Genomic DNA, 12,467 nt, shown 5'->3' with positions numbered 1-12,467 from the left:
GATGCCAATCGATATCACCATGCCGGCGCTCTCCCCGACGATGGAAGAGGGCAAGCTCGCCAAATGGCACGTCAAGGAAGGCGACAGCGTTTCCTCCGGTGACGTGATCGCCGAAATCGAAACCGACAAGGCGACGATGGAAGTCGAGGCCGTCGACGAGGGCAAGATCGGCAAGATCCTGGTTGCCGAAGGCGCCGAGGGCGTGAAGGTCAACGCCGTGATCGCCGTGCTCCTGCAGGAGGGCGAGAGCGCCGATGCCATCGGGGCAGGGGGTGACAAACCCGCTGAAGCCCCCAAGGCTGCGCCTGCAGCCGATGCGCCCAAGGGCGATGCCGGCACGCTTCAGTATGACAAGGGAACATCGACAACGTCGACGGCGCCAGTTACGAACAGCAACAGCGGATCGAGCGCTCCCAAAGCCGCCGCCGCACCTGCACCTACCAAGGCCGAAGGCGGCCGCGTCTTCGCCTCGCCGCTCGCCAAGCGCCTGGCCAAGGAAGCGGGCATTGACGTGTCGACCGTCGCAGGGACAGGTCCGAAGGGGCGCGTGATCAAGGCTGACGTCGAAGCTGCCAAGTCTTGTAAGGGCTCAGCCAAAGCTGCGCCGACGTCTGCACCCAGCGCTGCTGCCGCGCCTGCGTACGGCATGAGCAAGAGCCAGGTCATGGCGCTGTTCGAGGAAGGGACCTACGAGGTCGTTCCCAATGACGGCATGCGCAAGGTCGTGGCGGCGCGCCTTACCGAAAGCAAGCAGACCGTTCCGCATTTCTATCTGACGCTGGACTGCAAGATCGACGCGCTTATGGCGGCGCGCGAACAGATCAATGCCGCGGCGCCCAAGGGCAAGGACGGTAAGCCTGCTTACAAGCTCTCAGTCAACGACTTCATCATGAAGGCCTGGGCGATTGCGCTGCAGCGCGTGCCGGCCGCCAACGCTACCTGGGCGGGTGACTCAATCCTCTACCACAAGCGTTCCGACGTTGCGGTTGCCGTGTCGGTGCCGGGCGGCCTCTTCACCCCCGTGGTGAAATCGGCCGACACCAAGACGCTGCGGGAGATTTCGGAAGAGGTGAAGGACCTTGCCGGTCGCGCCCGCAACAAGAAGCTGGCGCCGCATGAGTACCAGGGTGGTTCGACCTCTGTCTCCAACCTCGGCATGTTCGGCATCAAGCACTTCGCCGCAGTGATCAACCCGCCCCATGGCACCATCCTTGCGGTCGGTGCGGGCGAAGAGCGCGTCTATCCCGAAAACGGCCAGATCAAGATCGGCCAGTTCATGACGGCCACACTCTCCTGCGACCACCGCGCCGTCGACGGTGCCTTGGGTGCCGAAGTGCTGGGCGTGTTCAAGGGCCTGATCGAGAACCCGGTGATGATGCTGGCCTAGGGGCAGGGTGCATGAAGACCATTCTGGCCTATGGCGACAGCCTGACCTTTGGTGCCGACCCTGGCGGCGGGCCGCGGCATGCTTATGAAGACCGCTGGCCGACCGTGCTGGAGAAGGCGCTTGGCGGCCAGGCACGCGTCATCGCCGAAGGGCTTGGCGGCCGCGCCACCGCCTATGACGACTGGACGGCTGCGGCCGATCGCAACGGCGCGCGCATCCTGCCGACGCTGCTCGAGAGCCACAAGCCGCTCGATCTCGTTATCATCATGCTCGGCACCAATGACCTGAAGCCCTTCGTTGCTGGCTCGGCAGCCTATGCGGCACGGGGGGCACGGCGGCTGATCGAACAGACCCGCGGGCACTTTGCGTCCATCGGCGAAGTGGTGCCGCAGATTCTGCTCGTCTCGCCACCCGCCGTGGTGGAGACCAGCAACGAGAACATGCTGAGCAATTTCGGCGGGCTCGACCATCTCCTGCGCGAGTCGCAGGACTTTGCCCGCCACTATCGCCGCCATGCCGAGGAAACCGGCGTCGCCTTCTTCGACGCGTCTACCGTTGCCAAGGCCGATCCGCGCGACGGCGTTCATCTCGATGCGGCCAATACCCGCGCCATCGGCGAGGGCCTCGTGCCGCTCGTCAAACAGGTTCTGGGTCTCTGACCCCGTCTACTTCTGGAGGCCCATATGGCTGACCAATACGACCTTCTCGTCATCGGCGCCGGCCCCGGCGGTTACGTTGCTGCCATTCGCGGCGCGCAGTTGGGCATGAAGGTGGCCATTGTGGAGCGCGAGCACATGGCCGGCATCTGCTCGAACTGGGGCTGCATTCCCACCAAGGCGTTGCTGCGCTCGGCCGAGATCTACGGCCATATGAGCCATGCCAAGGATTACGGCCTCACCGCCACCCAGTTCGGCTTCGACCTTGATGGCATCGTCAAGCGTTCGCGCGCCATTGCGGCGCAGATGAACAATGGCGTCCAGTTCCTCATGAAGAAGAACAAGATCGACATCATCTGGGGTGAGGCGACCATCACGAAACCCGGCGAGATCAAGGTGGCCGCGTCCAAGAAGCCGGTGGTGCAACCACAGGGTCCAGTGCCCAAGAATGCCCTCGGCGAAGGCACCTACAAGGCCAAGAACATCATCATCGCTACCGGCGCCCGTCCGCGCGTGCTGCCCGGCATCGAGCCGGACGGCGACAAGATCTGGACCTATTTCGAGGCGCTTAAGCCGGCCGAAATGCCCAAATCGCTGGTTGTCATGGGTTCGGGCGCCATCGGCATCGAATTTGCGTCCTTCTATCGCTCGCTGGGCGCCGACGTCACGGTCATCGAACTCCTGCCACAGATCCTGCCGGTGGAAGATGCCGAAATTTCCGGCCTCGCCCGCAAGCGGCTCGAGAAGCGCGGCATCAAGTTCCTGACCGATGCCAAGGTCGCCAAGGTCGAGAAGACCGGTAGCGGCGTGGTTGCCCATGTCGAGACCAAGGACGGCAAGACCCAGCAGGTTGCTGGCGACAAGCTGATCTCGGCGGTCGGCGTGCAGTGCAACATCGAGGGCCTCGGTCTCGAGACAATCGGCGTCAAGACTGAGCGCGGCGCCATCGTAATCGACCATTATGGCGCGACCAATGTCGCCGGTATCTGGGCCATTGGCGACGTTGCCGGCCCGCCCATGCTGGCGCACAAGGCCGAGCATGAAGCGGTCATTACGGTTGAAAAGATCGCCGGCATGAAGGTGCATGGCCTCGACAAGACCAAGGTGCCAGGCTGCACCTATTGCGAGCCGCAGGTGGCGAGCGTGGGTCTTACTGAGGCCAAGGCCAAGGAATTGGGCCGCGAGATCAAGGTCGGCCGCTTCCCCTTTGTCGGCAATGGCAAGGCCATCGCCCTCGGGGAGCCGGACGGCTTGGTCAAGACCATCTTCGACGCCAAGACCGGTGAACTGCTGGGCGCCCACATGGTCGGTGCCGAAGTGACCGAACTGATCCAGGGCTTTGTGGTGGCGATGAACCTCGAAACGACCGAGGAAGAGCTCATCCACACGATTTTCCCGCACCCGACCCTGAGCGAAACCATGAAGGAAAGCGTTCTGGACGCATATGGCCGGGCGCTGAATATCTAGGGCGATCGTTGCCCCGCATCTCGGCACACCCAAGGAGTTATCCACATGGTCAAGGCAATTCAGGTCGGGCTGGGACACTGGGGATTTAGCTGGACCAAGGACGTTATCCCCAAAGTTCCCAACATCCACATGGTGGGCTATGTGGATAGCAATCCAGAGGCGACCAAGCGCGTGCAGAGCGAGCTCGGGATAGAGGAAAAGCGCCTGTTCAACGGCCTCGACGAAGCCGCGCAGGCAATTGAAGCCGACCTGGCCATCTGCACCCTGCGCACCGAGGCGCATTATCCCGTCGTCAAGCGCTGCCTTGAACTGGGCTTCAACGTGCTGGTGGAAAAGCCCTTCGCGTCGACCATCGCGCAAGCCAAGGAGCTCGTGGCGCTGGCCAAGCAGCAGGGGCGGGTGCTGATGGTGTCGCAGAACTATCGCTTCCAGCCCGCACCGATCGCCGCCGCCGAACTGATCGGGGCGCAAAAGTTCGGGCCGGTCAATCTGGTCTCAATCGAGTTCCGCCGCCATGCGCCGTCGCAGGGCTACCGCTATTGGGACATGCCCGATCCCCTGCTGGCGGATATGTCCATTCACCATTTCGACCTGATGCGCATGGTGCTCAACGACAATGCCAAGCGCGTCTCCTGCCGCACCTGGAACCCGGTAGGGAGCCCGTTCGGGCACCATCCGATCGGTGTCGCGACCATCGAATTCGAGAGGGGCACGATCGTCTCCTATCGCGGTTCGTGGATGAGCAGCGGCCCGGCCACGCCCTGGGCCGGCGAGTGGACGATGGATTGTTCGGAAGGCGAGATCATCTGGACCTCACGCGACAATTTCATGGGCCAGAGCAGGCCCGACAGGTTGAGCCTGCGCGAACGCGACAAGGAGCTCGAGCCCGTTGAACTGGCGCCGATTGAGCTGCCGGACCGGACCGGTACGCTCGGCGCCATTGCCAAGGTTATCGAGACGGGCTCCATCCCCGCGCGCTTCAGCTCCGGCGAGGACAACATCCACTCGCTTGCCCTGGTGCAGGCGACGATCCTTTCGGCATCCCGCAGTGGCGAATGGGTCGAGATCGAAGAAGTCATGCAATAGGCGGGGCACCGCCGGCACCAAGATCGGGTTGAACCGGCACTCTCAGGGAGCGATATAGGGGCCATACCCCAGTCAGGACCGCCATGGTTACGCTCATAGACAATTCGGCGCTCAAGCCGCGCCATCCCGAGAAGGCCAACCGGCCCGATAGCGTCGTCCTGCGCAAGCCGGACTGGATCCGGGTCAAGGCGCCGGGCTCGCCGGTCTACAAGGAGACGCAGCAGATCGTGCGCGAGAACAATCTCGTGACGGTCTGCGAGGAAGCCGGCTGCCCCAACATCGGTGAGTGCTGGAGCAAGAAACACGCGACCATGATGATCATGGGCGAAATCTGCACGCGCGCCTGCGCCTTCTGCAACGTCCGCACCGGCCTTCCCGGACCGCTCGATCCGCACGAGCCAGAAAACGTCGCCAAGGCCGTCGAGAAGCTGGGCCTCGAACATGTGGTGATCACGTCGGTCGACCGCGACGACCTGGCCGATGGCGGTGCGCAGCACTTTGCCGACGTCATTCTCGCCATTCGCGCCCGCAATCCGCGCACCACCATCGAAATTCTGACCCCGGACTTCCTGCGCAAGGAGGGCGCCCTGGAGGTCGTGGTGGCGGCCAGGCCCGACGTCTTCAACCACAATCTCGAAACAGTCCCGTCCAAATACCTCAAGGTCCGCCCGGGCGCGCGCTACTTCCACTCCATCCGGCTGCTGCAGAAGGTCAAGGAACTCGACCCTACCATGTTCACCAAGTCGGGCATCATGGTGGGCCTGGGCGAAGAGCGCAACGAAGTGCTCCAGCTCATGGATGACCTCCGCTCCGCCGATGTCGATTTCCTCACCATTGGCCAATACCTGCAGCCGACCAAGAAGCACACGCCGCTGATCCGCTTCGTGACGCCCGAAGAGTTCAAGTCCTACGCGACGGTGGCCACGGCTAAGGGCTTTGCCCTAGTATCCTCAAGCCCATTGACCCGCTCGTCGCACCATGCGGGCGAGGACTTTGCCCGCCTCAAGGCTGCCCGCATGGCAAAGTTGGGCCACTGATGAAGCGCTTCTTCGAGCGGCACGTCCCGCATCTGCCCCAGCGCATGTTCGAGATCGTTGCCGATCTCGAGGACTATCCGCGCTTCATTCCAAACTGTCGCGCCATGGAGGTTCGCAAGGACCCGGCTAGCGATGAACAGACACGCCTGGCCAAGATGACCCTGTTCTTCGGCCCCATCACGCAGGCCTATACCAGCCGCGTGGTTGCCGATCCCGGGGCGCTGACCATCAGGGCCAAGGCCGTTGATGGTCCGTTCGCCTACTTGGATAGCGTCTGGAGCTTCGAGCCGGAAGGCATGGGCACGCGGGTGCGCTTCGAGATCGACTTCAAGATCTCCAACCCCTTCATTGCGGCCATCGCCGAACCGGCCTTCGCCGCCAAGCAGCAAGAGATCATGCGGGCCTTTGCGGAGGAAGCGGACCGACGCTTCGGCGGCTAGTGCTGGTCGCTGGTGAGCACCTGCAGGACCAGTTCCATCGCAGCGTCGACGCTGGCGCGGCGGATGCCGTCCCGTCCCAGGTCACCAAAGCGGTGCTCGATGACGACGGTGGCCAGTTCCGAGGATACGGCAACATAGACCAGGCCCACCGGCTTCTTTTCGCTGCCGCCGTCTGGTCCGGCGATGCCGGTAACGGCAACAGCGTAATCGGCCCTCGCCGTGTTGCGCGCGCCGTCCGCCATTGCCCGGGCAACCTGGTTGCTGACGGCGCCGTAGTCGCGGATCAGTCGGGCCTGCACATGGATCATGCGGGATTTGGCGGCATTGGCATAGGTGACATAGCCGCCGTAGAAGGCGCCTGACGCTCCGGGTATGTCGGTGAGTGCCGCGGCGATCATGCCGCCTGTGCAGCTTTCCGCCGTGACAAGCGTCCGCTGTCGCTCGGTCAGCAGGTCGATGATCTGTTTGGCCGGCGCTGGCGCTGCAGCAGTTGTCTTTGTCGCCATCAATCCCCCCTTGGCAGTTCTATGCTTGCGCTGGCCATGGCCACGATACCTTCCTCCCGCCCGGTGAACCCGAGTCGTTCGCTTGTCGTTGCCTTGATCGCGATGCGTGACGTCGCGATGCCCAGCCCAGTGCCGATGACCTCCTGCATCGCCGGCACGTGGACCGCGATCCTCGGCGCTTCGCACACGATTGTCACGTCAAGATTGACGATGCGGCCGCCGCGCTCGGCAACGAGCTTGCCAGCATGCCTGAGGAAGATGATCGAGGCGGCGCCTTTCCACTGCGGATCGGACGGGGGGAAATGCACGCCGATATCCCCTTCGCCGATGGCCCCGAGGATGGCGTCGGTCAGCGCATGAAGGGCAACGTCAGCATCGGAATGGCCCTTGAGCTTCTTGTCATGCGCGATCCTGACCCCGCCCAGCCACACCGCATCGCCCGGCTCAAAAGGATGAACGTCAAAGCCAGTGCCGACGCGCGTTTCCATATCTATGTCTCCTTGGAGGATGCGCTCGGCGCGCCGGAAGTCTTCGGGATGGGTGATCTTGAAGTTGTCGGGCTCGCCCATCACCATGGCAACGCGCAGCCCGGCCCATTCGGCGATCTCGGCATCATCGGTGAACTGCCGGCGAATGGTGGAGGCGCGCATATGTGCCGAAAAGATCTGGCCGAAGCGAAAGCCTTGCGGGGTTTGTGCCGCGGCGAGTTGGCTGCGATCTTCAGTGGCGGCCACGTGCTGGCCATCGAGCGTGCGTTTGATCGTATCGGTAACCGGAAGTGCGGGCAGGGCGCCGTCATATTGGTCCAAGGTCGCCACCACGTCACCGACCAGGTCATGGTAGGCAAAGGGCCGCGCGGCATCGTGGATCAGCACGATGTCCGGCCTGGTTGGCGCGAGGGCCTTGAGGCCTTCAAGCACGGAGGCTTGCCTGGTTGCGGCGCCATGAACCAGCGGCAGGAGCCGGGCGTCAGTCAATCCCAACGCGTCATAGAGATCGCCATGGTCGGGATGGATGACGGGGAGAATGGTCGTGACATAGGGCAGGCTGAGAAAGGCGTCGACGGTATGGGCAAGCACCGCCCGTCCGCCGATCTTGCGATACTGCTTGGGTTCGCCTGAACCGTCCGCGCTTGCCCTTTCCCCCTTGCCAGCGGCTACGATGATAACGGCGATCGACTTTTGACGCATGGGAAAGGGGCACTCACGACTTGAAACCGTCACACGCTCGTGGTCTAGCGCCCGCCATGCCATGCGGCAAGTGCAGGGCAGAGACGCACAGGCGTCGGCAGTGTGCTCTTGCACCGCTGCCGGTTTTGACTATTGTGCAGGCACTGTTTCAACTCTGACTAATTCTGGTGCACAGCGTGTCGGGTAGCGCCTCTATATTGAGCATCGGGCCGCATCGGCTGCGTAACAATGCCTTCCTCGCGCCTATGGCCGGCATCACCGACCGTCCCATGCGCAAGCTGGCCGAGCGCTTCGGCGCCGGCATGGTGGTGTCCGAGATGATCGCCAGCAACGCCCTGGCCGTGGGCAATCAGGACATGGCCCGCAAGCTCGGTCGCCCTGGAGCGCTGCCGCACATGGTGCAGCTTGCCGGCTGCGAGGCCGAATGGATGGCGCGCGGCGCAAAAATGGCCCACGACGCCGGGGCCGACATCATCGACATCAATTTCGGTTGCCCCGCCAAGCGGGTGACCAATGGTTTTTCGGGCTCCGCACTGATGCGTGTGCCCGATCATGCCATGACGCTGATTGACGCCGTGGTGGGCGCCACGCCACTGCCGGTGACCGTGAAGATGCGGCTGGGCTGGGACGATGACAGCCTCAACGCCGCGGATATGGCGCGCCGCGCGGTCAATGCCGGCGTCCAGATGATCACCGTGCACGGTCGAACGCGGCAGCAATTCTACAAGGGCCACGCTCGCTGGGAACTGGTGCGCGCCGTGGTCGAGGCGGTGGATGTGCCGGTCGTGGTCAATGGCGACATCGTCGATCTCCATACGGCGCGCGAGGCGCTGCGCCTGTCAGGTGCTGCGGCGGTGATGCTGGGGAGGGGGGCACAGGGCCAGCCCTGGAAAGTGGCGCAGATCGGGGCAGGGCTGCTGGGACAGGCGGGTCCGGAGGCGCCTTCCGGCGCGGCAAGGACTGCTCTTGTTGCCGAGCACTACGAGGACATGCTGGCCGAATATGGCACGGCTGTCGGCCTCCGCGCTGCGCGCAAGCATCTCGACTGGTACATGGAGGCCGCGGGCATTGTGCTCGCCAAGCCCGAGCGGACGCAGTTTCTCAACAGTGACGATCCGGCTGATGTGCTTCGCCAGATCGGCCATATCTTCACCGACCAGGAAAAGGCTGCGGCATGAGCGGCACCGAAGCAAAGACCACGGCTCAGCCTTCCGAGTCCTTTCCCTCTACGGCCGTGCTGCAGGCCTTGCACCAGCCCATCATCGTCTGTGGCGAAGACCGGCAGATTACCTTCGTCAACTACGCGGCCGAGGCCTTTTTCGGTGCATCGCTGAGCGTGCTGTCGCGCCAGCGGCTTGATGATTTGATCGCCTTTGGCTCACCCATCATTGGGCTGGTCGAGGCCGTAGCGACCCGGCGCGCGCCGATGACGGAATACCGGGTCCGCGTCGGATCCTCGCGCTTCGGGGACGAACGCATCGCCGACGTGTTCGCCAGCCCGCTGTCGGACAATGACGGGCGCGTAGCACTCCTGATCCAGGAGCGCACCATGGCCGACAAGATCGACCGGCAGATGGTGTCCCGTGGGGCGGCGCGCTCGGTAACCGGCCTTGCCTCCATGCTGGCCCACGAGATCAAGAACCCGCTTTCGGGCATACGCGGTGCGGCGCAATTGCTGGAGCAGACCGTCAGCAGCGAGGAAATCCCGCTGGCGCGCCTCATCCGCGAAGAAACCGACCGGATTGTCCACCTGATCGACCGGGTGGAAGTATTCGGCGACGAGCGCCCCATGGAGCGCGAGCCCATCAACATCCACGTGGTACTCGATCGGGTAAAACTCTTGGCGCGCAATGGCGTAGCGCGCGGAATAGCCTTTTCCGAAGAATATGATCCGTCGCTGCCACCCGTCTTCGGCAACCGTGACCAACTGATCCAGGTCTTCCTGAATTTGGTGAAGAATGCCTCGGAAGCCCTTGAGCGGACGAGCAATCCAGAGATCAAGCTCTCGACGGCATTCCGCCCCGGTATCCGCATCGCTGTGACCGGCGTGTCCGAGCGCATATCGTTGCCGCTGGAGATCGTCATCGAGGACAATGGCCCCGGCGTGCCACCCGACATCCTGCCGTTCCTGTTCGATCCCTTCGTCACGACCAAGACCAACGGCTCAGGCCTTGGCCTGGCCCTGGTGGCCAAGATCGTGGGCGACCATGGCGGCGTGATCGACTGCGACAGCCGACCCGGCCGCACCAAGTTCAGAATTCTTCTCCCCGTCGCGAGTGGGGCATTTCAGGCACCAATCGAAGAGGAAGTGGCACAATGAGCCATGTTGTCCTGCTCGCCGACGACGATGCGGCCATCCGCATGGTCCTCAACCAGGCGCTGACCCGCGCCGGCTACGAGGTTCGTCCCACCGGCAATATCTCCACCATGTGGAACTGGGTCAGCCGGGGCGAGGGCGATATCCTCATCTCGGACGTTGCCATGCCGGACGGCAATGCCTTCGAGGTTATGCCCAAAATCAAGAAGCTGCGGCCGGACCTGCCCATGATCGTCATGAGCGCGCAGAACACGTTCATGACGGCTATCCGCGCGTCGGAGGTTGGCGCTTACGAATACCTGCCGAAGCCCTTCGATATCACCGAAGTTCTCTCGGTCGTCGCCCGCGCCCTGGCCGATGCCAAGAAGCCCGCCAGCGCCGAGCGCAAGGCCGAGGAGCCGGGCGAGACCATGCCGCTGGTGGGGCGCTCCACCGCCATGCAGGACATCTACCGGGCCCTGGCGCGCCTGATGCAGACCGACTTGACCGTGATGATCACCGGCGAAAGCGGCACCGGCAAGGAACTGGTGGCGCGGGCGCTGCATGATTTCGGCAAGCGCCGCAACGGCCCGTTCGTTGCCATCAACATGGCGGCCATTCCGCGCGACCTGATCGAGGCCGAACTGTTCGGACACGAGAAGGGCGCCTTTACCGGCGCCAACACCCGTTCCTCAGGCCGGTTCGAGCAGGCCGAGGGCGGCACGCTGTTTCTCGACGAGATCGGCGACATGCCGATGGACGCGCAGACCCGCCTGCTGCGCGTGTTGCAGGAGGGCGAATATACGATGGTCGGCGGGCGCAGCTCGATCAAGACCAACGTCCGCATCGTGGCGGCGACGCACCGCGATCTGAGCCAACTGATCCGCCAGGGCCTGTTCCGCGAGGATCTCTACTATCGCCTGAACGTCGTGCCGATCCGTCTGCCGCCGCTGCGGGAGCGGGTGGACGACGTGGGCGACCTGGCGGCGCATTTCCTCAAGGCAGCGCAGCGGGAAGGTGAGCCCATCAAGACCATCGCGCCCGACGCCATTCGCCTGATGCAGAACTACTCCTGGCCAGGCAATGTGCGCGAGCTGGAAAACCTGGTGCGACGCCTATCCGCCCTTTATGCCGACGAGAGCATCTCGGCCGAGATCGTGCAGAACGAACTCAACATCGCGGATCGTACGCCGACTTCTGCTGCGGCCGGGCCAATGGACGTGTCCATGGCGGTCGAGACGCATGTTGGCCAGCTCCTGCGCGAGTACGAGCCCAACCTGCCGCCGGCCGGCCTTTACCAGCGCGTCATCGACAAGGTCGAGGCGCCACTGATCGCCATGGCGCTCAATGCCTGCAGCGGAAACCAGATAAAGGCAGCGGACCTGCTCGGGCTCAACCGCAATACGCTGCGCAAGAAGATCCGGACGCACAGCATCGAGATAGTCAAGCACAGCCGGCGTAACTAAGGCGCGTCGATGATCTCACGCCGGCCCCTGCGCTCGCTGAGGGCGAGCGTCAGGCCCGCCGCGACGACGAGGAACGCGCCAACATAGACGGTGGTCGCCGGCATTTCCCCCCAGAATAGATAGCCGAAGACAAAGGCCCAGAGCAGGGCGCCGTATTCGACGGTGCCCAATACGCTCGCCGGCACGAGCCTTGCCGACTCCACGAGCGTGTATTGGCCAAGTCCACCGACCAGCCCCGCCGCGACGCAGAGCGCAATTTCGCGCAGCGCCATGCCCTCCCACAGCGGAATGGCGATGATGCCCATGGCGATGGCGTGGATCAGGTTCTGCGCGAAGACCTGAACGATGGTGCGGTCGCTCTTGGAGATCGTGCGCATCAGGATCATGGCAATTGCCCAGCAGAGCGCTGCTGCAAGCACCATGGCCACGGGCCAGCCAATGGTGAAGCCACCGGGATTGGCCGCCACAAGAACACCGAAAAAGCCGATCGACGCCGCTCCCACGCGCGCCAGCGTGAGTTGCTCCTTGAGAAAGATCACGGCCAGGATTGTGGTGAGGATGGGTGCGAAATAGTAGAGCGTGGTCATTTCGGCCAGCTGCAGGTCGCGCCCGGCGCTGTAGTACATCACCCAGGCGGCGAGCGTCATCAGCCCGCGTCCAAGGATCAGCAGGCGATTGCTGGAACGCCAGAGATCGGTGATGACGCTGGTCCGCCCGATGGCGATGCAGAGCGTCAGGATGACGATGCTGCGCACGAAGAGGATCTGCGGCGCCGGCAGCTCGGTGATGACGCCCTTGACCATGGCATCGTGCAGCGAAAACAGCGAATAGGCGCCGATGCCCAGCCCCATCCCCTTGAGGCTGGCAGCTTCGATTTGCACTGGCGCTTGGGCGTTCACGGTGGGACTCTGAGTAGGGATGCGTGTGGTGTGTGCC

The 12,467-nt window shown here is 63.6% G+C and carries 12 protein-coding genes; 9 read left to right on the top strand and 3 right to left on the bottom strand.

Features of this window, described 5'->3' with window-relative positions:
- Nucleotide 1: 1 nt before the first annotated feature.
- From VIL88_RS12185 to VIL88_RS12160, 6 genes are all read left to right on the top strand, one after another.
- Nucleotides 2-1,387 carry a pyruvate dehydrogenase complex dihydrolipoamide acetyltransferase gene (locus VIL88_RS12185; protein ID WP_331989179.1) on the top strand — a complete coding sequence of 462 codons (1,386 nt, stop codon included), beginning with the start codon at nt 2-4 and terminating at the stop codon, nt 1,385-1,387.
- A gap of 11 nt (nt 1,388-1,398) precedes the next feature.
- On the top strand, nt 1,399-2,046 hold the full coding sequence (locus VIL88_RS12180) for an SGNH/GDSL hydrolase family protein (protein ID WP_331989177.1): 648 nt from the start codon (nt 1,399-1,401) through the stop codon (nt 2,044-2,046).
- Nucleotides 2,047-2,070: 24 nt separating this feature from the next.
- Nucleotides 2,071-3,510: a dihydrolipoyl dehydrogenase gene (lpdA, locus tag VIL88_RS12175; protein ID WP_331989175.1), complete on the top strand. Its 1,440-nt coding sequence runs from the start codon at nt 2,071-2,073 to the stop codon at nt 3,508-3,510.
- A 45-nt stretch (nt 3,511-3,555) separates the two neighbouring features.
- Nucleotides 3,556-4,596, top strand: a complete 1,041-nt coding sequence (locus tag VIL88_RS12170) for a Gfo/Idh/MocA family oxidoreductase (protein WP_331989173.1) — start codon at nt 3,556-3,558, stop codon at nt 4,594-4,596.
- A gap of 83 nt (nt 4,597-4,679) precedes the next feature.
- Entirely contained in the window at nt 4,680-5,633 is a 954-nt protein-coding gene (gene lipA, locus VIL88_RS12165) for a lipoyl synthase (RefSeq protein WP_331989171.1), read from the top strand.
- Nucleotides 5,633-6,073 carry a type II toxin-antitoxin system RatA family toxin gene (locus tag VIL88_RS12160; protein ID WP_331989169.1) on the top strand — a complete coding sequence of 147 codons (441 nt, stop codon included), beginning with the start codon at nt 5,633-5,635 and terminating at the stop codon, nt 6,071-6,073. The genes lipA and VIL88_RS12160 overlap by 1 nt, the downstream gene beginning before the upstream one ends.
- Here VIL88_RS12160 and VIL88_RS12155 read toward each other — a convergent pair.
- Both VIL88_RS12155 and VIL88_RS12150 read right to left on the bottom strand, forming a co-directional pair.
- The gene (locus VIL88_RS12155; RefSeq protein ID WP_331989167.1) at nt 6,070-6,579 is read right to left on the bottom strand and encodes a CinA family protein; all 510 of its coding nucleotides are present in this window, start codon (nt 6,577-6,579) and stop codon (nt 6,070-6,072) included. The genes VIL88_RS12160 and VIL88_RS12155 overlap by 4 nt on opposite strands.
- Entirely contained in the window at nt 6,579-7,769 is a 1,191-nt protein-coding gene (locus tag VIL88_RS12150) for a bifunctional 2-C-methyl-D-erythritol 4-phosphate cytidylyltransferase/2-C-methyl-D-erythritol 2,4-cyclodiphosphate synthase (RefSeq protein WP_331989165.1), read from the bottom strand. Before VIL88_RS12150 ends, VIL88_RS12155 begins: the two co-directional genes overlap by 1 nt.
- A 176-nt stretch (nt 7,770-7,945) precedes the next feature.
- Here VIL88_RS12150 and dusB point away from each other — a divergent pair, with 176 nt between their 5' ends.
- The 3 genes from dusB to ntrC are packed head-to-tail and all read left to right on the top strand — an operon-like array spanning nt 7,946 to nt 11,531.
- Nucleotides 7,946-8,947 (top strand): tRNA dihydrouridine synthase DusB, encoded by a 1,002-nt coding sequence (dusB, locus tag VIL88_RS12145; RefSeq protein ID WP_331989163.1) that lies wholly within the window; start codon nt 7,946-7,948, stop codon nt 8,945-8,947.
- Nucleotides 8,944-10,089, top strand: coding sequence for a two-component system sensor histidine kinase NtrB (locus tag VIL88_RS12140; RefSeq protein WP_331989161.1), 1,146 nt, complete (start codon nt 8,944-8,946; stop codon nt 10,087-10,089). Before dusB ends, VIL88_RS12140 begins: the two co-directional genes overlap by 4 nt.
- Nucleotides 10,086-11,531: a nitrogen regulation protein NR(I) gene (ntrC, locus tag VIL88_RS12135; protein ID WP_331989159.1), complete on the top strand. Its 1,446-nt coding sequence runs from the start codon at nt 10,086-10,088 to the stop codon at nt 11,529-11,531. Before VIL88_RS12140 ends, ntrC begins: the two co-directional genes overlap by 4 nt.
- Here the strand turns inward: ntrC and VIL88_RS12130 are convergent.
- Nucleotides 11,528-12,430 (bottom strand): DMT family transporter, encoded by a 903-nt coding sequence (locus VIL88_RS12130; RefSeq protein WP_331989157.1) that lies wholly within the window; start codon nt 12,428-12,430, stop codon nt 11,528-11,530. The genes ntrC and VIL88_RS12130 overlap by 4 nt on opposite strands.
- Nucleotides 12,431-12,467 lie beyond the last annotated feature (37 nt).

The sequence above is a fragment of the Devosia sp. genome, from assembly GCF_036563435.1.
Lineage (GTDB): Bacteria > Pseudomonadota > Alphaproteobacteria > Rhizobiales > Devosiaceae > Devosia.
This window is presented reverse-complemented; position numbering and strand designations above follow the sequence as displayed.

Bases quoted from the DNA above. Each gene is read 5' to 3' on its own strand.
- VIL88_RS12185 (WP_331989179.1), top strand. From the start codon at position 2: ATGCCAATCGATATCACCATGCCGGCGCTCTCCCCGACGATGGAAGAG.
- VIL88_RS12180 (WP_331989177.1), top strand. From the start codon at position 1,399: ATGAAGACCATTCTGGCCTATGGCGACAGCCTGACCTTTGGTGCCGAC.
- lpdA (WP_331989175.1), top strand. From the start codon at position 2,071: ATGGCTGACCAATACGACCTTCTCGTCATCGGCGCCGGCCCCGGCGGT.
- VIL88_RS12170 (WP_331989173.1), top strand. From the start codon at position 3,556: ATGGTCAAGGCAATTCAGGTCGGGCTGGGACACTGGGGATTTAGCTGG.
- lipA (WP_331989171.1), top strand. From the start codon at position 4,680: ATGGTTACGCTCATAGACAATTCGGCGCTCAAGCCGCGCCATCCCGAG.
- VIL88_RS12160 (WP_331989169.1), top strand. From the start codon at position 5,633: ATGAAGCGCTTCTTCGAGCGGCACGTCCCGCATCTGCCCCAGCGCATG.
- VIL88_RS12155 (WP_331989167.1), bottom strand. From the start codon at position 6,579: ATGGCGACAAAGACAACTGCTGCAGCGCCAGCGCCGGCCAAACAGATC.
- VIL88_RS12150 (WP_331989165.1), bottom strand. From the start codon at position 7,769: ATGCGTCAAAAGTCGATCGCCGTTATCATCGTAGCCGCTGGCAAGGGG.
- VIL88_RS12140 (WP_331989161.1), top strand. From the start codon at position 8,944: ATGAGCGGCACCGAAGCAAAGACCACGGCTCAGCCTTCCGAGTCCTTT.
- ntrC (WP_331989159.1), top strand. From the start codon at position 10,086: ATGAGCCATGTTGTCCTGCTCGCCGACGACGATGCGGCCATCCGCATG.